Raw genomic sequence first — 21,220 nt, 5'->3', positions numbered from 1 at the left:
GTGGTGGCCATGAACCGATCCCCGCACAGCAGACGCAAACCGATCGCGGTGCTGTCACTGCTCCTCGCCATGCTGGCCATGGCGCTCGGCCCCACCTCGGGGGCCGCGGCCGACACCGGGTGGTGGAACCCCACCGCGCGGCCCGGGCCGGACTCCCAGATCAACGTCACCGGCGAACCCTTCAAGGGAACCGACGCCCAGGGCAACGTACGGGGCTTCGTCGACGCCCACGACCACCTGATGTCCAACGAGGGCTTCGGCGGTCGGCTCATCTGCGGCAAGCCCTTCTCGGAGGCGGGGATCGCGGACGCGCTCAAGGACTGTCCCGAGCACTACCCCGACGGCACGCTCGCGATCTTCGACTTCATCACCAAGGGCGGTGACGGCAAGCACGACCCCGACGGCTGGCCGACCTTCAAGGACTGGCCCGCGCACGACTCGCTGACCCACCAGCAGAACTACTACGCCTGGGTCGAACGCGCCTGGCGCGGTGGGCAGCGGGTCCTCGTCAACGACCTCGTCACCAACGGGGTCATCTGCTCGGTCTACTTCTTCAAGGACCGTGGCTGCGACGAGATGACCGCGATCCGGCTGGAAGCCCAGAAGACCTACGACATGCAGGCGTACATCGACAAGATGTACGGCGGACCGGGCAAGGGCTGGTTCCGCATCGTCACCGACTCCACCCAGGCCCGCGAGGTCATCCAGCAGGGCAAACTCGCCGTCGTCCTGGGAGTGGAGACCTCCGAGCCCTTCGGCTGCAAGCAGATCCTCGACATCTCGCAGTGCAGCAAGGCGGACATCGACCGCGGGCTCGACGAACTGCACCAACTCGGCGTGCGCAGCATGTTCCTGTGCCACAAGTTCGACAACGCCCTCTGCGGGGTCCGCTTCGACCAGGGAGCCCTCGGCACCGCGATCAACGTGGGCCAGTTCCTGTCCACCGGCACCTTCTGGAAGACGGAGGAGTGCAAGGGCCCGCAGCACGACAACCCCATCGGACTCGCGCCGGCGGCCGAAGCCGAGAAGAAGCTCCCGGCGGGCGTCAGCGTTCCGTCCTACGCCGCCGGCGCGCAGTGCAACACCCGCGGCCTCACCGACCTCGGCGAGTACGCGGTGCGCGGCATGATGAAACGCAAGATGATGCTCGAAGTCGACCACATGAGCGTCAAGGCCGCCGGACGGGCCTTCGACATCCTGGAGTCCGAGTCCTACCCCGGCGTCCTCTCCTCGCACAGCTGGATGGACCTGGACTGGACCGAACGCCTCTACAAGCTCGGCGGTTTCGCCGCCCAGTACATGAACGGCGCCGAGGGGTTCAGCGCCGAGGCCAAGCGCACCGACGCCCTGCGCGACAAGTACAACGTGGGCTACGGCTACGGCACCGACATGAACGGGGTCGGCGGCTGGCCCGGCCCGCGTGGCGCCGACACCCCCAACCCGGTGCGCTACCCGTTCCGCAGCACCGACGGCGGCTCCGTCATCGACAAGCAGACCACCGGACAGCGCACCTGGGACCTCAACACCGACGGCGCCTCCCACTACGGCCTGGTCCCCGACTGGATCGAGGACATCCGCAACGTCGGCGGCCAGGGAGTCGTCGACGACATGTTCCGCGGAGCGGAGTCGTACCTGCGCACCTGGGGTGGATCCGAGCGCCACAAGGCGGGCGTCAACCTCGCGTCGGGGGCGGCCACCTCGGCCAGCACCTCCGAGTGGAACCCGTTCGTCAGCTACGCCCCCGACCGGGCCGTGGACGGCAACCGCGGCACCCGCTGGGCGAGCGACTGGAGCGACGACCAGTGGCTGCGCATCGACCTGGGAACCACCGGCCTGGTCAAGCGCGTCACCCTGGACTGGGAACGCGCGTACGCCAGGTCGTACGCCATCGAGGTCTCCACGGACGGGGTGAACTGGCGGACGGTCTGGTCGGCCACCGCCGGTGACGGTGGCCTGGACACCGCCCAGTTCGCCGGGGTCTCCGCACGCCACATCCGTGTCCACGGACAAGGACGCGGCACCCAGTGGGGCTACTCCCTCCACGAGGTGGGCGTCTACAGCAGCTGACGGCCCTGCCTGCGAGTCGGCCGGGGCGGTCGGATCGGGTTTCCCGAGCCGGCCGCCCCGGCCTTCCGCGCTTCGACGGGGCGCGGAGGAACGAAGGGAACAGCACATGGCCCGGATGCCCTTGGCCGACCGCCGCCGGCAGCTGACGGAGGCGGCGATCCGCGCGATGGCCCGCGACGGCGTCCCCAGGACGACCACGCGGTCCATCGTCGCCGAGGCGGGTGTGTCGCTGAGCGTCTTCCATTACTGCTTCGACTCCAAGCAGGCGCTGCTCGAATCCGTCATCGAGACGATCACCGCCCATTACGTGGGCGTGGTGAAGGACGCCATCCGGCCGAGGGCCACGCTCCGGGAGACCATCCGCGCCGGCTTCCAGGCCTACTGGGACCATGTCGCGGCCCACCCCGAGGAGCACATGCTCACCTACGAACTGACGCAGTACGCCTTGCGCCAGCCCGGCTTCGAGCACCTGGCGCGGCGCCAGTACGAGCTGTACTCCGAGACGTACTGCGCGCTCATCGAACAGCTCCGCGGCGTGATGACCTTCGAACTCAGCGTCCCCGACACCGTACTGGCCCGCTACCTGGCCGCCATGACGGACGGGGTCACCCTCAATCACCTCGTCCTCGGCAACGACCGGGTCGCGGCCGAGATTCTCGACATGATCAGCGATCACGTGGCCGGGCTCATTCGCGAGGAAGCCCCCGCCGTCTGAGGAGGGCCGCGGCGTCTGCGGTGGGCCGGGACGTCTGCGGTGGGCCGGGACGGCACGCGGCGATCGTCGGTCCGGGGGCGGCTACGGCGGTCGCGTCAGCGGACGGGTCGGTCGGCCGACAGCTCGCGGTCGAGGGAGCGTACACGGGCCAGTGCCGCGGGGCGCCCCTCCGCGGGCAGCGCGCCGGCCAGCGCCCGCCACACCCCCGGATCGTCCGCGCCCCACGGCCGGCACACCCAGTCGCCCAGCAGCCCGGCGTCGGCCCGCGCGATCACCGCGGCCCGCGCCTGGTCCTCGATCCGGCGGCGCAACCGTACGATCCCGGGCGCCGTCGAGGCGGGCAGCAGCGGGCCCGGATACCCGGTGAGGGCCGCGGAGACGGCGCCCGACGCGAGGTGCCGGGCCACGGCGGCGAAGTCGGCTTCCAGCGGGGCGGCCGTGCGATAGGGCCGCGAGAGGATGTTCCCCGGGCCCAGCAGGCCGCGCAGCCGGGAGATCTCCGCCCGCAGCGTGACCGCCGAAACCGACTCGTCCTCGTAGAGGTCGATCGCCAACTCCTCGCCCGAGAGGCCCTCCGGATGGTGGGCGAGCAAGGCCATGATCTCGCTGTGCCGTCGCCCGAGCGTGACCTCCCGACCGCCGCTCACCCACAGTGCCTCGTCCCGGCCGAGCGCGGCGAGGCCGTCCGGGACGTGATCGCGCGACGGCTCCGGTTCCAGCAGGGCCAATTGGGCCTCTGCGGCCCGCGCCACCGCGCGCACGAACGCCAGCGAATGAGGATGGGCCAGCCCGTCGCCCCCGGTGATGTCGACCGCGCCGAGCAACCGCCCGGTACGCGGATCGCGGACCGGAGCGGCCGCACAGGTCCACGGATGGACCCGGCGGCTGAAGTGCTCGGCCCCGAAGACCTGCACGGCCTCGCCGACGGCCACCGCGGTGCCGGGGGCGTTGGTTCCCATCACCGTCTCCGCCCACCGCGCGCCCGGTACGAAGCCGAGCCGTTCGGCCCGCCGCAGGGTGTCCGACGCCCCCTCCACCCAGAGCAGGCTGCCCCGCGCGTCGCACACCGCCAACAGGTGCGCCCCGTGCGCGGCGAACGCCCCGACGAGGTCCCGGAACACCGGCAGCACCCGGGCCAGCGGATGCTGCTCGCGGTAGGACCGCAGCTCCGCCTCCGCCAACTCCACCCGGGCCGAGCACTCCGGGTTCACCCGCGCCCGCGCGCACCGGCGCCACGATCCGGCGATCACCGCCCGGACCGGGGCCTCCACCCGCCCGTCCCTGGTGAACACGTCATGGGCCCGACGCAGTACCCGCGTGCGCTCGACGGGATCGGCTCCGCCCGGCAGCGCCACCGACGGATCGCCCATGTCACCCTCCCGTGGTGCCGCGTAACCCGGAGCGCCCCCATCGTCGTACCGGTTCCGCACCACGACAAGCGTCGCGCCGGCCGTCCCGTGACCGAACCCCACCCACGCTTCCCCCGCGCGGCCCTCCTAGGGGGTCTCCTCCGGGTCCAGCGCCGTGAGGGCCGGCGCCGGGTCCGGGGCCGACGGGCCCGCCGGAACCCACAGGGGTCTGCTCCAGGTCGCCGGTTCCGGCGGCCCGAGGCGCAAGGCGTCGTGACCGGCGGGACTCAGACCCGGAAGCAACAGCCAGAAGGCCGCCGAGGTCACCCCGAGCCCACCGCTCACGGAGTGCGATCGGGCGGTGACCGGAGCCCCTTCCGCAGGGCGGCGAAGCGGCCGGGAACGCTGGGCGGCAGCGGGGCGTTGAGCGGGGTAGTGGCCGACAGCAGGAGGAGGTGTCCGCAGATGTCCACAGGCGGAAAGGTGGCCGTGGCCGGAGTGGTGGCAGCCATCGTGCTGTTCGCGACGGTCGGGTTCTGGCCGGGTCTCCTGGTGTTGATCGGGGTGCCCACCCTCGCGTACTTCCTGTTGGACCCCTCCCAGCGGCGCCGGCTGCGGGGCGTGTCCAGAAAGCAGATCGGCCGCTGACGGCGGCGCAGGTGCGGGCGGTGGCCGGGCACTGAGGCCTGCGGTCGCCGACGCGGTGGCAGGCCGCTCGGCGGCCCGCCCCGGGCCGCGCGGAGCGGTCAGTCGGCCCGGGGTGGTCGGCCGGCCCGGCGAGGGGCCGGCCGCTCCGGCGATCTCGGTGCCTCGCCGCTGGTTCTCCGACCAGAGGCCGTCCTCAGGCCGTCCTCAGGCCGGCCGCGTCGCGACGCGGTCCAGCACTGCCAGCAAGTCCGGCAGCTCAGGCACTTCGGGCCGCTCCGGGTGTACACCCCGCGGCACCGCGAGGACCTCACCCGGCTCCTCGTCCAGCAGGACGAAGGCCGCGCCGTCCGTGCGACCGACCAGTGACCAGCCGGGGCCGTCCGCCCGGAGCGTGCGCGCGTCCTCGGTCGCGAAGCTGGAACGCACCCGCCCGGGCGGTGGCGGCTCGTCCGCGTATCCGGCCGCCTCCTTGAGCGCCCGCGCCAGTCCCGGATGCGCGGCGGCCGCCGCACCGCCGTCCGTCGCGACGCGCTCGGACCAGTCCGCCCACTCCCGGGAGATCTGGTCCGCCCCCATGCGCCGCTGTACCGGACCCCAGGTGTCCGCCGACGGAGGCGCCAGCGGCACCCGGCCGGTGCCGTCGGCGCCCTGCTCCGGATCGTGCGGTTCCGGGACGCCCGGCGCGGAGACCGTCAGTTCCAGCGGCCAGCCGGCCAGCGACACCACGATCGTCCGCTCCTCCGGGGACAGGTCGTACTCCATGCCGCAGTCCCAGGAGGCGATGGCCGCGGCGACGAGCGAGACGTCGCTCACCACGACCGTCCAGCGGGCGCCTTCCTCGTCCTGGCCCAGCACCAGCCCGTACCCGTCCGCGACCGGCCGCACGCCCAGCAGCGCGCAGGCTTCCGGGAAGTCGTCGCCCATGATGCCCGGGAACTGCGTGGGGGTCAGCAGCACGGCGGTGAGCACGTACAGCGAGCCCCCGTCATCCTCTTCGGACACGTGGCCTCCTCCCGTTGCGGTCGCTCTCTCGTCGGCGCACCTTAACCAGCGGGTAACTCGCCCGTCGAGAGCCTGCGGACGTCGATTTTCAAGCCCGCTACCTGCACGTAGAGTTGAGCACCCGCCACAGAAAGGGACTCCGGTGCAGCGTTACGACCGGCTGAGGGAGATCCTCCGGCTCGATCCCGACGAGGATTTCCTCGCCATCTACCGGCTGACCGCCACCTACGAATTCCCCTGGGACGTCACCCGCGCCCTTGAGTTGGCCCTCTTCAGGACGTACGCGGTCCCGAGCATCGGCCGGCTGCTCGCCGAGACCGCCGAGTTCACCGATCGCGCGCAGAAGCGCTACGACGACACGGCGCTGCTGCTCGACGCGGTCGTGGAGCACGGATTCGAGAGCGATACCGCGCGCACCGCGATCCGCCGCGTCAACCAGATGCACCGCAGCTACGACATCTCCGACGAGGACATGCGGTACGTCCTGTGCACCTTCGTGGTGATTCCGGCGCGCTGGATCGACTCCTACGGCTGGCGGCCCCTGACCCACCACGAGCGCCGCGCCTTCGCGCGCTACTACGCGACCCTAGGCCGCCACATGGGCATCACGGACATTCCGGGTTCCTTCGAGGAGTTCGAAGCCTGCCTGAACGCCTACGAGAAGGCTCACTTCGGGTGGGACGAGGGCGGGCGCGAGGTGGCCGACGCCACCCTCGACCTGATGGCCTCGTGGTATCCGGCGCCGCTGGCCCCCGCCGTGCGCGGAGCCGGCGTCGCGCTGCTCGACGACGCGTTGCTGAACGCGTTCCGGTACGAGACCCCGCGCCCCGCGGTCCGGCGGCTGGTCCGCGGGGCGCTGCGGCTGCGCGGGCGCGCGGTGCGGCTGCTGCCGCCGCGACGTGCACCGCACCACGCCCGCCAGAACCGGGAGATCAAGGGCTACCCGAACGGGTACGACGTCGGTGAGCTCGGCACCTTCCCGGTGCCCGGGCGGGGCGGCTGTCCCGTACCGCATCCGCGCCGCCCCGCCGGAGCGGACGCCCCGCCGCCCGCGTAGCGCCCTGGGCGCTCCGCGCGCCGGGGGCGGTGGCTCCGTACCCGGCGCGCGGGGGAAGCGGTCGCTCAGGGGCGGTGCGTCGCGAGCACCAGGAAGCGGTGGTCCTCGTCGGCGTACGAGGTCATCTCCCAGCCCGAAGCCGACAGCAGCGGGCCGAGGTTGTGCTCGGCCCGCAGGTCGTCCGGGGTGAGTTCGCGACCGTGGCGCGCGGCGAGGGCGGCCCGCCCGATCGGGTGGAAGAGCGCGAGGTGACCGCCGGGGCGGACCACGCGGGCGAGCTCGCGCAGGTTCGACCCGGGGTCGGGCAGGTGCGCGATCAACCCCGCCGCGAACACGGCGTCCAGTACCCCGTCCCGCAGGGGCAGCCGGGCCACGTCCGCCAGCAGCAGGGCGCCCTCGGCCTCTCGGCCGGCCTGTCGCGCGGCGGCCAGCATCTGTGGGGTGAGGTCGGCGCCGAGCACCGTTCCCGAGGGGCCGACGGCCGCCCGCAGGGCCGTCAGGGCGCGCCCGGTACCGCAGCCCGCGTCCAGGACCCGGTCTCCGGGGCGCAGACCGAACTCGCCCACGGCGGCCGCGAAGGCGGGCCCGTCCGCCGGGAACTTGCGGTCCCAGTCGGCGGCGCGCGCCCCGAAGAACTCCTGCACGTGTGTGTGGTCTTCGCTCATGCGCCCATGATCCCTCACCGGCCCTCCCTGCGGTGCGTGTGCAAGGTGGCACGTGGTGTGATCGAACGCGAACGTAGCTCTGTCATATTTCAGCAGTTACAGCGGCTTTCGAAATGCACACCTTGTTCGTGGCCTCACCCGGACTAGCGTCCGGTGGCCATGGGACACCTGGACCACGCCGCCTACGGCTGGCTGACACCCGCGCTGTCATACGTGATGGCATCGATCGGCGCCGCCCTCGGCCTGCGCTGCACCGTCCGCGCGCTCGCCGCGACCGGATCCGCCCGCCGCAACTGGCTCCTCACCGCGGCGTCCGCCCTCGGCACCGGCATCTGGACGATGCACTTCGTCGCGATGCTCGGCTTCGACGTCACCGGCACCGAGATCCACTACGACGTCCCGCTGACCATCCTCAGCCTCCTGGTGGCCGTACTGGTCGTCGGGGCCGGCGTCTTCGCCGTCGGATACGGCAAGAACCGGCGTCGGTCCCTGGCCATCGGTGGACTCACCACCGGCCTCGGCGTCGCGAGCATGCACTACCTGGGAATGGCGGCCCTGCGGCTGCACGGTGAGATCTCCTACGACCCGCCCGTCGTCGGACTGTCGGTCGTCGTCGCCGTCATCGCGGCCACCGTCGCACTGTGGGCCGCGCTCAACATCACGTCCCCGATGGCCGTGGCCGGCGCCTCGCTCGTCATGGGCGCCGCGGTCAGCAGCATGCACTACACGGGCATGGCCGCCGTCGCGGTCCGCGTCGCGCCCTCGGACGTGGCCCTGCCCGGCGCCACGGCGATGCAGTTCATCTTCCCGCTCGCCGTCGGGCTCGGTTCCTACCTCTTCATCACCGCCGCCTTCGTGGCACTGTCCCCGACCGCGGACGAACGGGCGGCGTCGGCAGCCGCCCGGAACCTGGGGGAGAGCGTCGCGCCCGCGCACTGAGCACCGGGCCGCGCACGTCCGTGCGCCCCCGCCCCCCATCGCACCGCGCACGCCGGACGCTCCGCACACCTCCCACACACCGCGAGCCCCCACCCGAGAACCCGCCACCGCACCCCCGTATCCGCCCCCACCGCCACCCCGCCCAGCCCGCACCGCCCGGAACGAGGAGCCCATGCGCACACCCCGCAAGAAACCGGAAGCAGCGGCGCCGGGGCCGCCCGGGCCCCCGGCGCGCGGCCGGCGGGCGCACGCGGGGCAGCCCGCGGAGGAACCCGAGGAGAGAACACCCCCTCGACCCGCCGCCGTGGCCGGCTCCGGCGGGAGACCCCGGATACGACTGCGCTCCCGGACCGTCCGGGCCAAGATCGTCTCCCTGTTGATGGTCCCGGTGGTCTCGCTGCTCGCGCTCTGGGCCTTCGCCACGGTCAGCACCGCGCAGGACCTCGCCCGGCTCAGCCGTGTCCAGCGGGTCGAGCGGGAGATCGGCGCCCCCGTGTCCGCCGCGCTCGCCGAGGTGCAGGCCGAACGGCGGGCCGCGGCGCGGTTTCTGGCCGACCCCGCCGCCGGCGAGCGGGCCGCCGCCCTCGAACAGCAGGCCCGGCGCACCGACGACGCCGTGCGCCGGCTGCGGCTCGGCGACCGGAACACCGTCGCCGACTCCGGCGACTACCGCACCGACGTCGTGGTCCGGCTCGGTGGTTTCGTGGCCGCCGCCGAGGGGCTCGGTTCCGCGCGCAAGGACATCGTCGGCCGGCGGACGACCGCCGACGCCGCCTACGAGACGTACACCCGTGTCGCCGACGCCGCGCTCGCCGTCGGCGGGGCCCTGTCCGGTGCGCAGGACGCCGAACTCGGCCCGGACGCCCGGGTTCTGCTGGAGTTCGCCGAAGCCGGGGAACTGCTGTCGCGGGAGGACGCGTTGCTCACCGTGCCGGGGCCGCGCAACGCCGAAACGCTCCGCCGGCTGACCGGCGTCGTGGAGACCCGCCGCGCGCTGCTCGCGGACGCCGCCCGGGACCTGCCGAGCGAGGACCGGACCGCGTGGGAGTCCGTGTCCAAGAGCGCCACGCACGCCGAACTCATCGCGGCGGAGGACCGGGCGCTCACAGCGGCCGCGGGTACGGGATCCGCTACGGGTACGGGATCCGGCGCCGGTTCCGGCGCGGTCAAGCCCGCCGGGTGGGACGGTGCTTTCAGCGGTGTCAGTACCTCGATCAGGCAGACCGAGGCCGCCGCGCGCGCCGAAGTCACCGACCGCTCCGACCCGTTCACGCGCGTGGCGCTCAGCGGGGCCGGCGCGGCCGTCGTCCTCGGCCTGGCCGCCGTCATCGCCTCCCTGGTCATCTCCGTACGGATCGGCCGCGCACTGGTGGTGGAACTGGTCTCGTTGCGCAACACCGCCCTGGAGATCGCGCGTCGCAAACTTCCGCACGCCATGGAGCGACTGCGGGCCGGCCAGGACGTCGACATCGAGGCCGAGACCTCGGCCGGGCCGCCCGCCGAGGACGAGATCGCCCAGGTGGGGGAGGCTCTCTCCACCGTGCACCGGGCCGCTCTGAGCGCCGCCGTCGAGCGCGCCGAACTCGCCGGCGGGGTGAGCGGTGTCTTCGTCAACCTCGCCCGCCGCAGCCAGGTCCTGGTGCACAGGCAGTTGACCCTGCTCGACTCCATGGAACGCCGCTCGGACGACCCGGGCGAACTCGACGACCTCTTCCGCCTCGACCACCTGACCACGCGCATGCGTCGACACGCGGAAAGCCTGATCATCCTGTCGGGAGCCGCCCCGGGGCGCGCGTGGCGCATGCCGATCCCCCTGACCAACGTCGTGCGCGCCGCCGTCTCCGAGATCGAGGACTACCCGCGCGTCGAGGTTCGCGGGCTCGCGGAGACGGCCGTGGCCGGCGGCGCGGTGGCCGACCTCACCCATCTCCTCGCCGAACTCATCGAGAACGCGACCCAGTTCTCCCCGCCGCACACCAAGGTCCGGGTCAGTGGCGAGCCGGTGGGCGCCGGTTATGTCCTGGAGGTGGAGGACCGCGGGCTCGGCATGGGCCGCGAGGCGCTGCACGACGCCAATCGCCGGATCGAGCAGTCCGAGGCGCTCGACCTGTTCGACAGCGACCGCCTCGGACTGTTCGTGGTCAGCCGGCTCGCTGCCCGACAGGGCGTGCGGGTCCACCTGCGCCCGTCACCGTACGGGGGCACCACAGCCGTGGTGCTGCTGCCGAACTCCCTGCTCCAGGGGCCCGTCACGGCGGCCTCGGACGACCCCGCGGAGGTGGCGGCGCCGTCCCCGGACGCCGTGGGAGCCGTTTCCGGTGGCGAGGCGCCCCACCCCGGAGGAGGCCGTGTGGAAGCCTCCGTCGGGCCCGTTCGAGAGGGGTCCCGCGCCGGCGTCGTACGGGAGGAGGCCGGGACGTCGGCTCGGCCCGATGCCCTACCGGAGCCCGAGGGGGACGACCCCGCTCCGGACTCCGCGGTCGAGCCCCTGGAACCGCGCCCCGCCGCTGTAGCCCCCCTGCGGCCGCGCGGTCCCGGCGGCACGGCGGCCCGTACGCACGCACCCGCCGCCGGTCCGGCGGGCGCCGCCTCGGTGACCGAACTGCCGCGCAGGGTCCGCCAGGCCAGCCTGGTGCCCCAACTGCGCGAGGTCCCCGAACCCGAGGATCCGGCGGACGCGGGCCCGTCCGGTGCCCCGCCGGACCGCAGCCCCGAGCAGGCCAGGGATCGGATGGCCGCCTATCGGGCCGGTTGGGCCCGGGGCGCCGGGGAGAACTCCGCCCACGCAGGCAGCGAAGGAGAAGTGTGATGATCGAACACCAGCTGATCGGGCTCGACGAGGCTCGCGGGATCTCTCAGGCGGCCGGCGGGTTGGACTGGCTCCTGGACGACCTCGTGACGCGCGTCCGCGAGGTCCGACACGCGGTGGTCCTGTCCAACGACGGTCTGGCGGTGGGATCCTCCAGCCGGCTCAGCCGGGAGGACGCCGAGCACCTGGCTGCCGTGGCCAGCGGCTTCCACAGCCTGGCCAAGGGAGCGGGCCGGCACTTCCGCGCCGGGGGCGTGCGCCAGACGATGGTGGAGATGGACGAGGGATTCCTCTTCGTCGCCGCCGCGGGCGACGGCTCCTGCCTGGCCGTCCTCAGCGCCGGGGGCGCCGACATCGGGCTCATCGCCTACGAGATGGCCCGGCTGGTCAAGCGGGTCGGCGAGCACCTGGACGCCCCCTCACGGTTCGCGGCGCACCCGCCGGCCGCAGGGTGAGCGCGGCCGTCAGACCGGTGAACGGCCAGTGGTTCGACACCGAGGCGGGGCCGCTCGTCCGGCCTTACGCCATGACCGGCGGACGCACCAAACCGGGACCGCACGGCGTCCGCTTCGACCTGATCGCACTGGTCGCCGTGGCGGACCCCGAGGGCGGCGACGAGGCGACCGAGTCCCTGTGGGGACCCGAACACCGTGCGCTGCTCGGATTGTGCCGCGACGAGACCCAGTCGGTGGCGGAACTCGCCGCCGACGCGGACCTGCCCGTGGGTGTGGTGCGGGTGCTGCTGGGCGACCTGCTGGAGGCCGGGCACGTCAAGGTCAGCCGCCCGGTACCGCCCGCGCAACTGCCCGACGAGCGGATTCTGCGTGAAGTCATCGAAGGATTGCGAGCGCTGTGATGGGACTGCACCACAACGGATCCACCGGGTCCGGTCCGGAAGTGGAAGAGGACGAGGAGGTGGCGGCGCTCGCGCTGAAGATCCTCGTGGCGGGTGGCTTCGGCGTCGGGAAGACCACGCTGGTGGGCGCGGTGAGCGAGATCCGACCACTGCGCACGGAGGAACTGCTCAGCGAGGCGGGCCAACTCGTCGACGACACCGGAGGCGTCGATCGGAAGACCACCACGACGGTGGCCATGGACTTCGGGCGCATCACCATCCGCTCGGGCCTGTCGCTGTACCTGTTCGGCACGCCGGGACAGGACCGGTTCTGGTTCCTGTGGGACGAGATGTCGCAAGGAGCCCTCGGAGCGGTGGTGTTGGCCGACACGCGCAGGCTGGAGGACTGCTTCCCGGCCGTGGACTACTTCGAGCACCGCCGCATCCCGTTCGTCGTGGCCGTCAACTGCTTCACGAACGCGCGGCGTTACGCCTCGAACGAGGTGGCGCGGGCCTTGGACCTGGAACAGGGCACGCCCGTGGTGCTGTGCGACGCCCGGGACAAGGACTCGGGGAAGGAAGTGCTGATCAGACTGGTCGAGTATGCCGGGCGGATGCACACCGCCCGGCTGCTCGCGTCGGTGGGTTCGGGTACGCAGGCCGGGCCGGAGTGACGGACGTGGGCGGCGTGCGGATGTCGACGGGCGCCGGCTCAGGCCGCCACGTCGGCCATCGCGATCACCTTGTCGATGGTCACGCGAACGAGGAGTTCCCCGTCGACCGCGTTGCGCCGACCGAAGGCCTCGGCGCGCTCCTCGCCCATGTACCGACCCCCGATCCTCGTCGCCCAGGTCAGCATCTCCTCCTCGTGGCCGGTGTACTCGACGAGCTCGGCGCGGCCCTGGAGGACGACGTAGGAGAAGGGCGGCCGGTCGTCGTCCACGCAGAGGGCGACCCGCCCGTCCCGGGCCAGATTCCGACCCTTGACGGTGTCACGACCGGTGTTGAACACGAAGGCGTCACCATCGAGAACGAACCAGATGGGGGCGATGTGCGGGCTCCCGTCCGCACGGACGGTGGAGAGCTTCCCGGTGCGGGTGGAATGCGAGACGAACGCCCGCCATTCCTCTTCAGTCATCTTCTTCGTCATGGGTCCATCCTCCTTGCCGGAAAGCCGCTGGTGGGGAAGGCTGGCGGCACGACCAAGCGGGGTGGGACGCGGCCACGTCGGCCGCGTCGACGGGGAGGGGCTGGAAATGGCACTGGACAAGCAGCTCGATTGGCTACTGGACGACCTGACGCGCAGGGTCCCGCAGGTCCGGCACGCCGTGGTGCTGTCGAACGACGGGCTGGTGACCGGGGCGAGCGCGGGGCTGGCACGGGAGGACGCGGAGCATCTCGCCGCCGTCGCGGCCGGGTTGCAGAGCCTGGCCAAGGGGTCCGGACGGCACTTCCGGGCGGGCGAGGTGCGCCAGACGATGGTCGAGTTCGACGAGGGGTTCCTGTTCGTCGTCGCGGCGGGCTCGGGTAGCTGTCTGTGCGCGCTCAGCGCGGCCGAGGCGGACATCGTGCAGGTCGCGTACGAGATGACCCTGATGGTGAACCGGGTGGGCGAACACCTGGGCGTCGCGGAACGACGCATCACGGGGGGCTGACGAACGGCCTGGACCGGGAGCCGGATCGGACCCGGGCCGGGACTCGGATCGGACCCGGACCGCCCCGTCCAACGGCCTGACCAACGGCCTGACCAACGGCCGGACCAACGGCCGGACCAGGGGCTGGACCAGGAGTTCGGGGCCGCGACCGAGAGTTATCCACAGGCCTCGCCGCGTCCGTCGCGCTGAGTTACGGTCTTCACACAGAGTGATCGCCACTCGTGGGGGGAGACCGTGATGAGGATGGAAACGCAGGACCGTGCGGTGACCGTACCGGACGAGCGGGAATCGGGTCCGCGAGCACCGGCCGGGCCGGCACCGGGCGTGTCTTCGGAGGTGCTGGTCGGCGGTGTCAGGGCCGCGCGAGAGCTGGGCCTGGGACGGGGCGAGTTGGCCCGGGCCGTACAGCTGGGACTGGTGCGCGCCGGGCGTCGGGCGCCGAGCGGGGCCGCACGGTTCACGCGGGCCGAGTTGGAGCGGGTGACGGCGGCCGAGGGCTTTCCGGAAGTCCTGCGCGCGCGGGTCGAGACCGTGGCCGGCGCCGACGCCGGGGCCGAGGTGCTCGGTGTGGGGCCGAGCCGGTTCACCCGGCTCGCGCGCTGTGGGCACATCATCCCGATCGGCTACCGGATCAACCGCTACCGCGCCGTCGTGTGGCTCTACCTGGCCGCCGAACTGCGGGCGTTCGCCGTCCGGGACGCCGGCATGTTGCGAGGGACGGCGTCCCCGGAGGATCGGGAGCTGGTCGCGGCCAAAGGTGACCTGCGCCCGCGCAAATGGCGTGAGCGGCATGTGGAGTTGCTGCTGAGACGCACCACCGACCCCTGGGAGCGGGCTGCCGTGCTCGCGTCCGTCCTCCCGACGGACGCGGTGCGGGAGGTGGTGCCCGATCCGGCCGAACGCATCGTGCTCGCGGCTTTGGCACCGTCTCCGCCCTACGGCCACCCGAGGGTCCCGGCGGCCGCCGTCGTGGCGGAGTCGCTGCTGAGGGCACGGCCGCCGGACGAGATCCGGTGGTACCGCGTCGGCCTGGACTTCGCCCTGACCGGCGCTCGGGGTCAGTCGAAGTCCACCGGGGAGAGGGGGCCGACGTAGACCCAGGCCCCCTCCTCGCGGGAGAAGCCGCTGTGCTCGTGCAGGGACCCGGTGTGCCGGCCCTCTCGGTAGTGCGCCCGGAACTCCACCGCGCCCTGCGTCTCGAACATGCCGCCGCGTTCGGTGGCGAGGATCTCCAGACGCTCCCAGCGCTGCCCGGGATCCAGTTCGAGCCGGTCCGGGCGGGTGGACGGGTGCCAGGAACGGAGCAGGTAGGCGGTGTCACCGACCGCGAAGGCGCTGAAGCGAGACCGCATCAGCAGCACCGCGGTGGGCGCCTGCCGATCACCGGAGTGGAAGCGGCCGCAGCACTCCGGGTAGGTGGCGGGCAACCCGCAGGGACAGGGGAGGACCGGGGTTGACATGGGCGTGCTCAGCTCTTCGTGGACGGGCCGGACGACCGCTTGGACGGGCCGGACGACTTCGTGGACGGGTCGGGCGACCGCGTGGACGGGTCGGGCTACTGCTACTTCTTGGGGGCGTACGGGCGGAAGAGGCCTTCCTGGACCACGGAGACCAGCAGCCTGCCCTCCAGGTCGTAGATACGACCGCGAGCCAGGCCCCGACCGCCGTGCGCGATGGGGGACTCCTGGTCGTACAGGAACCACTCGTCGGCCCGGAACGGCCGGTGGAACCACATGGCGTGGTCCAGCGAGGCCATGTCGAAGCCGCGCATGCCCCACAGGGGCTCCACCGGGATGCGCACGGCATCGAGGAGGGTCATGTCACTGGCGTAGGTGAGGGCGCAGGTGTGCACGAGCGGATCGTCGCCGAGCGGGCCGACCGCCCGCATCCACACCGCGCTGCGCGGGTCGGCGTCCTTCAGCTCCTCGGGAGTCCAGCGGAGCCGGTCCACGTAGCGGATGTCGAAAGGCTGGCGGCGGGCCATCCGCTCCAGGGCCTCGGGCAGGGCCCCCAGATGCTCGCGGATCTCCTCCGCGACCGTCGGAAGCGTGTCCGGGTGCGGGAAGTCGAGGCGAGGGGGCAGCTGGTGCTCGATGCTGCCCTCCTCCGGATGATGGAAGGAGGCGGTCAGATTGAAGATGGTCTTGCCCTGCTGGACCGCGGTGACACGACGCGTCGTGAAGGAACGCCCGTCACGCACCCGTTCCACCTGGTACACGATGGGCACCCCGGGGATGCCGGGGCGCAGGAAGTACGCGTGCAGCGAGTGGACCGGGCGGTCCGTCTCGGTCGTGCGGCCCGCGGCCACCAGTGCCTGGCCGGCGACCTGCCCGCCGAAGACGCGCTGGAGGGATTCCTGGGGGCTCGCGCCCCGGAAGATGTTGACCTCGATCTGCTCCAGATCGAGCAGATCGACCAGTCTCTCGGCGGGGTTCGTCATCAGGGGTTCTCCACTGTCGTGTCCGGCGGAATCGGCGGGCCCGGCGACGCCGGCGGCCTGCGGGGACGGATCAGAGGCCGAGCTCACCGACCGCGGTGACCCGGATGACCGCCCGGCCCTCCTCGTCGGAGGCCGCGAGGTCGACCTCGGCGCTGATGCCCCAACCATGGTCACCGGCGGGGTCGGCGAAGGCCTGGCGGACGCGCCACAGGCCGTGCTCCGCGTCCTCCTCGATCTGCAGCAGCTTCGGGCCGCGCGCGTCGGGGCCGGTGCCCAGGTCGTCGTACTCGTCCCAGTAGCCGTCCAGGGCCTCGCCCCAGGCATCGGCGTCCCAGCCGGACTCCCCGTCCAGCTCGCCGAGCACGTTGACGTGGTCCAGGGCGGCCAGCTCGACGCGACGGAACATGGCGTTGCGGACCAGGACACGGAAGGCGCGGGCGTTCGCGGTGACCGGCTTGACCTGGTCGGCCTTCTCCTGGGCCTGCTCCGCCGTCTCCACCTCGGGGTTCGCCAACTGCTCCCACTCGTCGAGCAGACTGGAGTCGACCTGGCGGACCAGCTCGCCCAGCCAGGCGATGAGGTCCTGGAGGTCCTCGGACTTGAGGTCGTCCGGGATGGTGTGGTCCAGGGCCTTGTACGCGCTCGCCAGGTAGCGCAGGACGATGCCCTCGGTACGGGCCAGCTCGTAGTAGGAGGTGAACTCCGTGAAGGTCATCGCCCGCTCGTACATGTCACGGATGATCGACTTCGGCGAGACGGGGTGGTCGCGTACCCACGGGTGGCTCTTGCTGTACACGTCGTAGGCGTGCAGGAGGAGCTCTTCGAGGGGCTTGGGATAGGTGACGTCCTGGAGCCGTTCCATCCGCTCCTCGTACTCGATCCCGTCGGCCTTCATCGCGCCCACGGCCATGCCGCGTTCCTTGTTCTGCTGGGCGGCCAGGATCTGGCGCGGGTCGTCCAGCGTGGACTCGACGACCGAGACCATGTCCAGCGCGTAGGAAGGGGACTCCGGGTCCAGCAGGTCGAAGGAGGCCAGCGCGAAGGTGGACAGCGGCTGGTTCAGCGCGAAGTCCTGCTGGAGATCGACGGTCAGCCGGATGGTACGGCCCTCGGCGTCCGGGGTGTCGAGCTTCTCCACGACACCGCCGTCCAGCAGCGAACGGTAGATCGCGATGGCCCGGCGGATGTGCCTCAGCTGCGCCTTGCGCGGCTCGTGGTTGTCCTCCAGCAGGTGCCGCATGGCCTTGAACGCGTCGCCGGGGCGGGCGATGACCGACAACAGCATGATGTTGGTGACCTTGAAGCGCGAGGTCAGCGCCTCCGGGTCGGCGGCGATCAACTTCTCGAACGTGGTGTCCGACCAGGCCACGAAGCCCTCGGGGGCCTTCTTGCGGACCACCTTGCGGCGCTTCTTCGGGTCGTCGCCCGCCTTCGCGAGGGCCTTCTCGTTCTCGATGACGTGCTCGGGCGCCTGCGCCACCACATAGCCCGCCGTGTCGAAGCCGGCCCGACCGGCGCGGCCGGCGATCTGGTGGAACTCGCGGGCGCGCAGCGTCCTGACCCGGGTGCCGTCGTACTTGGTGAGCGCGGTGAACAGCACGGTGCGGATGGGCACGTTGACGCCGACCCCGAGGGTGTCGGTACCGCAGATGACCTTCAGCAGGCCCGCCTGCGCCAGCTTCTCCACCAGGCGCCGGTACTTGGGCAGCATGCCCGCGTGGTGGACGCCGATGCCGTGGCGGACGTAGCGGGAGAGGTTCTGGCCGAACTTGGTGGTGAAACGGAAGTTGCCGATCAGCTCCGCGATCTTGTCCTTCTCCTCGCGGGTGCACATGTTGATGCTCATCAGGGACTGCGCCCGCTCGACCGCCTGGGCCTGGGTGAAGTGCACGATGTACACCGGTGCCTGCCGGGTCTCCAGCAGCTCGGTGATGGTCTCGGTGATCGGCGTGGTGACGTACTCGTACGACAGCGGGACGGGCCGGGTCGCGGAGCGGACCACCGAGGTGGGACGGCCGGTGCGCCGGGTCAGGTCCTCCTCGAACCGCTTCATGTCGCCGAGGGTCGCCGACATCAGGACGAACTGTGCCTGCGGAAGCTCCAGCAGCGGGATCTGCCAGGCCCAGCCCCGGTCCGGCTCGGCGTAGAAGTGGAACTCGTCCATGACGACCTGGCCGATGTCGGCGTACTTGCCGTCGCGCAGCGCGATGGACGCCAGCACCTCGGCGGTGCAGCAGATGACCGGGGCGTCCGAGTTCACGGAGGCGTCACCCGTCAGCATGCCGACGTTCTCGGTGCCGAAGAGCTTGCACAGGTCGAAGAACTTCTCCGACACGAGGGCCTTGATCGGCGCGGTGTAGAAGGTGACCTTGTCCTGGGCCAGCGCGGTGAAGTGCGCGCCGGCCGCCACCAGGCTCTTGCCGGAGCCGGTCGGGGTGGAGAGGACCACGTTCGCCCCGGAGACGACCTCGATCAGTGCCTCCTCCTGCGCCGGGTACAGGGTGATGCCCTGGCCCTCCGCCCACGAGGAGAAGGCCTCGAAGAGGGCATCGGGGTCGGCGTTCGGCGGGAGCTGATCAATGAGGGTCACACCCCCCATCTTGCCTGGCTTCGGACCGGATGAGGCAACCGGCGGGAGGAAAGAAGATCATCGACGGTACGCTGTGCCGTCCACACGGCCCGGACGAAACCGTCGACGGGCTCTGACCATCACAGAACCGGGGCGGGGAAACACCATGATGGGTCCGGCGCACTCACTGTCCGGCGCGGCGGCCTGGCTGGGGGTCGGTGCGGCGGCTGCGGCGGCCGGGTACCCGATGCCCTGGCCCGTCCTCGTCGTCGGCGCGCTCATCTGCGCCGGAGCGGCGCTCGCGCCCGACCTCGACCACAAGTCGGCGACGATCTCGCGCGCCTTCGGGCCCCTCTCCAAGGGCCTGTGCGAGGTGGTCGACAAGATCTCGTACGCCGTCTACAAGGCCACCCGGGCCCCGCGCGACGCCCGGCGCACCGGCGGCCACCGGACGCTGACCCACACCTGGCTCTGGGCGGTCCTGATCGGCGGCGGCTCGTCCGTCCTCGCCGTGACCGCCGATCGCTGGGGCGTCCTCGCGCTGCTCTTCGTCCACCTGGTGCTGGCCGTCGAGGGCCTGCTGTGGCGCGCGGCCCGGATGTCCAGCGATGTCCTCGTGTGGCTCCTGGGCGCCACCAGCGCCTGGATCCTGGCCGGCGTACTCGACCAGCCGGGCAACGGCGCCGGCTGGCTGTTCACCGAACCCGGCCAGGAGTACCTCTGGCTCGGCCTGCCGATCCTGCTCGGGGCCCTGGTCCACGACATCGGGGACGCGCTGACCGTCTCCGGCTGCCCGATCCTGTGGCCGCTCCCGATCGCCGGCAAGCGTTGGTACCCGATCGGCCCGCCGAAGATGATGCGGTTCCGTGCCGGCAGCTGGGTGGAGCTGAAGGTGCTGATGCCCGTGTTCATGCTGCTCGGCGGAGTGGGCGGAGCGGCCGCGCTGGGCTTCATCTGACCTCCGCGTCCCCCCTCGACACCGGCCCGAAGCGAAGCGTCAGGCGCCCTGAATCGCTCTGTTCAGCCCGTCCCCGTACGGACAATCATGTGATCCGACGAGCCGTCGGGCACGTCCGCTCACACCAAGACCGTGGGGCACATGGGCCGGGCACGGCGATCCGTCGTGCCGAAGCGGAGCGAGCAGCGGAATCCGGGGGACGAGATGAAGCGCGACAGGAACGGCGACAGGAACGGGTACGGGACGGGTACCAGGTCGGCGTTGATGGCGGGCACGGTTCTCGCCACGCTGGCGCTGACCGGCGTGGCCGTGCCGGCCCACGCGGCGACCGGGGAGCGGGCCGACGCGGCGCGACGCTGCACGCCGGGCATCCGGGTGCTGGAGTCGCTGCCGGGTCCGGGAGAGTCACCGTTCCCCTGGTCGGCCACCACCGAGGTCAAGGGACTCGGCCCCCTCGGGATGTCCGTCGGCCGCTCGCAGAACCGGCCCGTCTACTGGCTCGGCACCTCCGTCCACCGGGTGCCACTGCCCGCCGGGTACACGTCGGGCGCGGTGGAGGCAGTCAACCGGTTCGGCGTGATGGTCGGGTGGCTTCGCGGCACGGACAAGCCCCCGGTCGCCTTCCGGTACGCGTCCGGAGCGAAGGCGGTCGCCATCCTGCCCGGCGGAGAGCGGGCGAGCGACATCAACGACAAGGGACACGTCGTCGGCGAGCGGCACAGCGACCCCTGGCACGTGGTGGGAGTGGAGTGGGTGGGCACCGCCGTCCGCCGCGAGCTGGCCCTGCCCCCGCAAATCACCGGTCTGGCCGAGATCACGGGCATCAACGACGCCGGCCGGATCGTGGGACGGGGCACCGGGGTGATGGACGCGGAGTACTGGTACGAGACCGGACTCGTGTGGGCGGCCGACAAGGCCGCACCCGCGCAGGAGCTCCAGCCGTTCCACCCGGGCGACACCTACAGCACCTACCTGCCGCAGGACATCGACGAGAAGGGCCGGATCTCCGGCATCTACGAGTTCTCTCGCCTCATCACCTCCAACGGCGTGGTCTGGAAGCCGCCCTACACGGAGGTGATCACGGTCGCGAACCTCGGTGAGCGCACCCAGGGCACCTTCGAGGACGTCAGTCCGACCACCGGCGTCAGCGTCGGCACCGCCTCGGACTCGACGATGGTCGGCCCCTTCCCGCCGGAGACCGCTCCGCCGTACCAGGCCACCCTGTGGAAGGGGACCGGCCCCACCCTCGCCCTGCCCCGTCTCGCCGCGACGGGCCACAGCGGAGCCTTCACCGTCTCCGACGACGACCGGGTCGGCGGGTACGCCGTCGACGCCAAGGACGTGATGCGCCCCGTCGTCTGGACCTGCGCGTCGCAGCAGGCCCACGCACCGGCGCCCACGCCGACACCGACACACGCAACACCGACACCAGCACCGACACACGCAACACCGACACGCGCGCCAGCGCCGAGCCCCGGGCCGGCGCGGTAGCGCCCGACCCGCCGCCCTCAC

General features: G+C 72.0%; 21 protein-coding genes. 13 read left to right on the top strand and 8 right to left on the bottom strand.

All coding sequences use genetic code 11. The annotated features are described in order from the left end of the window. Positions 1-9 precede the first annotated feature (9 nt). Complete coding sequence (locus tag OHA84_RS07035) at positions 10-2,067, top strand: discoidin domain-containing protein (RefSeq protein ID WP_266972587.1); 2,058 nt, start codon at positions 10-12, stop codon at positions 2,065-2,067. Positions 2,068-2,173: 106 nt separating this feature from the next. Beyond that, a complete protein-coding gene (locus OHA84_RS07030; protein WP_053683342.1) occupies positions 2,174-2,782 on the top strand; it encodes a TetR/AcrR family transcriptional regulator in 609 nt (202 codons plus the stop codon). A 95-nt stretch (positions 2,783-2,877) separates the two neighbouring features. On the opposite strand, the gene OHA84_RS07025 is transcribed toward OHA84_RS07030, so the two are convergent. After that, on the bottom strand, positions 2,878-4,152 hold the full coding sequence (locus tag OHA84_RS07025; protein WP_266972589.1) for a GAF domain-containing protein: 1,275 nt from the start codon (positions 4,150-4,152) through the stop codon (positions 2,878-2,880). 126 nt (positions 4,153-4,278) lie between these two features. Beyond that, positions 4,279-4,476, bottom strand: coding sequence for a hypothetical protein (locus OHA84_RS07020; RefSeq protein WP_266972591.1), 198 nt, complete (start codon positions 4,474-4,476; stop codon positions 4,279-4,281). 120 nt (positions 4,477-4,596) lie between these two features. On the opposite strand from OHA84_RS07020, the gene OHA84_RS07015 reads away from it, so the two are divergent. Then, entirely contained in the window at positions 4,597-4,779 is a 183-nt protein-coding gene (locus OHA84_RS07015) for a hypothetical protein (RefSeq protein ID WP_053683347.1), read from the top strand. Positions 4,780-4,983: 204 nt separating this feature from the next. Here the strand turns inward: OHA84_RS07015 and OHA84_RS07010 are convergent, their stop codons facing one another. After that, positions 4,984-5,781, bottom strand: coding sequence for a hypothetical protein (locus tag OHA84_RS07010; RefSeq protein WP_266972593.1), 798 nt, complete (start codon positions 5,779-5,781; stop codon positions 4,984-4,986). Between the two features lie 142 nt (positions 5,782-5,923). Between OHA84_RS07010 and OHA84_RS07005 the strand changes: the two genes are divergently transcribed. Beyond that, entirely contained in the window at positions 5,924-6,838 is a 915-nt protein-coding gene (locus OHA84_RS07005) for an oxygenase MpaB family protein (protein ID WP_266972595.1), read from the top strand. 65 nt (positions 6,839-6,903) lie between these two features. Here the strand turns inward: OHA84_RS07005 and OHA84_RS07000 are convergent, their stop codons facing one another. Further along, the gene (locus OHA84_RS07000) at positions 6,904-7,503 is read right to left on the bottom strand and encodes a class I SAM-dependent methyltransferase (protein ID WP_266972597.1); all 600 of its coding nucleotides are present in this window, start codon (positions 7,501-7,503) and stop codon (positions 6,904-6,906) included. Positions 7,504-7,662: 159 nt separating this feature from the next. Between OHA84_RS07000 and OHA84_RS06995 the strand changes: the two genes are divergently transcribed. The 5 genes from OHA84_RS06995 (at position 7,663) to OHA84_RS06975 (ending at position 12,760) form a co-directional block, all read left to right on the top strand. Next, a complete protein-coding gene (locus OHA84_RS06995; RefSeq protein WP_266972599.1) occupies positions 7,663-8,442 on the top strand; it encodes an MHYT domain-containing protein in 780 nt (259 codons plus the stop codon). Positions 8,443-8,614: 172 nt separating this feature from the next. Further along, the gene (locus tag OHA84_RS06990) at positions 8,615-11,251 is read left to right on the top strand and encodes a nitrate- and nitrite sensing domain-containing protein (RefSeq protein ID WP_266972601.1); all 2,637 of its coding nucleotides are present in this window, start codon (positions 8,615-8,617) and stop codon (positions 11,249-11,251) included. Then, entirely contained in the window at positions 11,251-11,706 is a 456-nt protein-coding gene (locus OHA84_RS06985; protein WP_266951732.1) for a roadblock/LC7 domain-containing protein, read from the top strand. The genes OHA84_RS06990 and OHA84_RS06985 overlap by 1 nt, the downstream gene beginning before the upstream one ends. After that, entirely contained in the window at positions 11,703-12,107 is a 405-nt protein-coding gene (locus OHA84_RS06980; RefSeq protein ID WP_053683362.1) for a DUF742 domain-containing protein, read from the top strand. Before OHA84_RS06985 ends, OHA84_RS06980 begins: the two co-directional genes overlap by 4 nt. Then, positions 12,107-12,760 carry an ATP/GTP-binding protein gene (locus tag OHA84_RS06975; RefSeq protein WP_266972604.1) on the top strand — a complete coding sequence of 218 codons (654 nt, stop codon included), beginning with the start codon at positions 12,107-12,109 and terminating at the stop codon, positions 12,758-12,760. The genes OHA84_RS06980 and OHA84_RS06975 overlap by 1 nt, the downstream gene beginning before the upstream one ends. A 38-nt stretch (positions 12,761-12,798) precedes the next feature. Here the strand turns inward: OHA84_RS06975 and OHA84_RS06970 are convergent, their stop codons facing one another. Beyond that, on the bottom strand, positions 12,799-13,236 hold the full coding sequence (locus tag OHA84_RS06970) for a PPOX class F420-dependent oxidoreductase (protein ID WP_266951737.1): 438 nt from the start codon (positions 13,234-13,236) through the stop codon (positions 12,799-12,801). A gap of 106 nt (positions 13,237-13,342) precedes the next feature. On the opposite strand from OHA84_RS06970, the gene OHA84_RS06965 reads away from it, so the two are divergent. Both OHA84_RS06965 and OHA84_RS06960 read left to right on the top strand, forming a co-directional pair. Further along, a complete protein-coding gene (locus OHA84_RS06965) occupies positions 13,343-13,741 on the top strand; it encodes a roadblock/LC7 domain-containing protein (RefSeq protein WP_053683454.1) in 399 nt (132 codons plus the stop codon). Between the two features lie 237 nt (positions 13,742-13,978). Continuing rightward, a complete protein-coding gene (locus OHA84_RS06960) occupies positions 13,979-14,836 on the top strand; it encodes a DUF6397 family protein (protein WP_371591329.1) in 858 nt (285 codons plus the stop codon). Here the strand turns inward: OHA84_RS06960 and OHA84_RS06955 are convergent. The 3 genes from OHA84_RS06955 to OHA84_RS06945 all read right to left on the bottom strand — a co-directional run bounded on the left by OHA84_RS06955 (position 14,800) and on the right by OHA84_RS06945 (position 18,771). Beyond that, positions 14,800-15,201, bottom strand: a complete 402-nt coding sequence (locus tag OHA84_RS06955) for a YchJ family protein (RefSeq protein ID WP_266951740.1) — start codon at positions 15,199-15,201, stop codon at positions 14,800-14,802. The genes OHA84_RS06960 and OHA84_RS06955 overlap by 37 nt on opposite strands. Before the next feature lie 101 nt (positions 15,202-15,302). Beyond that, on the bottom strand, positions 15,303-16,181 hold the full coding sequence (locus OHA84_RS06950; RefSeq protein ID WP_266951741.1) for an acyl-CoA thioesterase II: 879 nt from the start codon (positions 16,179-16,181) through the stop codon (positions 15,303-15,305). Positions 16,182-16,251: 70 nt separating this feature from the next. Beyond that, positions 16,252-18,771 carry an RNA helicase gene (locus OHA84_RS06945; protein ID WP_053683458.1) on the bottom strand — a complete coding sequence of 840 codons (2,520 nt, stop codon included), beginning with the start codon at positions 18,769-18,771 and terminating at the stop codon, positions 16,252-16,254. Between the two features lie 145 nt (positions 18,772-18,916). On the opposite strand from OHA84_RS06945, the gene OHA84_RS06940 reads away from it, so the two are divergent. Together OHA84_RS06940 and OHA84_RS06935 are read left to right on the top strand one after the other, a co-directional pair. Then, complete coding sequence (locus tag OHA84_RS06940) at positions 18,917-19,708, top strand: metal-dependent hydrolase (RefSeq protein WP_053683372.1); 792 nt, start codon at positions 18,917-18,919, stop codon at positions 19,706-19,708. A gap of 204 nt (positions 19,709-19,912) precedes the next feature. Next, positions 19,913-21,199 carry a hypothetical protein gene (locus OHA84_RS06935; RefSeq protein ID WP_266972610.1) on the top strand — a complete coding sequence of 429 codons (1,287 nt, stop codon included), beginning with the start codon at positions 19,913-19,915 and terminating at the stop codon, positions 21,197-21,199. Positions 21,200-21,220: the final 21 nt, after the last annotated feature.

It is taken from the genome of Streptomyces sp. NBC_00513 (assembly GCF_041431415.1).
Taxonomy (GTDB): Bacteria; Actinomycetota; Actinomycetes; order Streptomycetales; family Streptomycetaceae; genus Streptomyces.
Note: the sequence above shows the minus strand (reverse complement) of the source record. Positions and strands in the feature narration are given on the sequence as shown.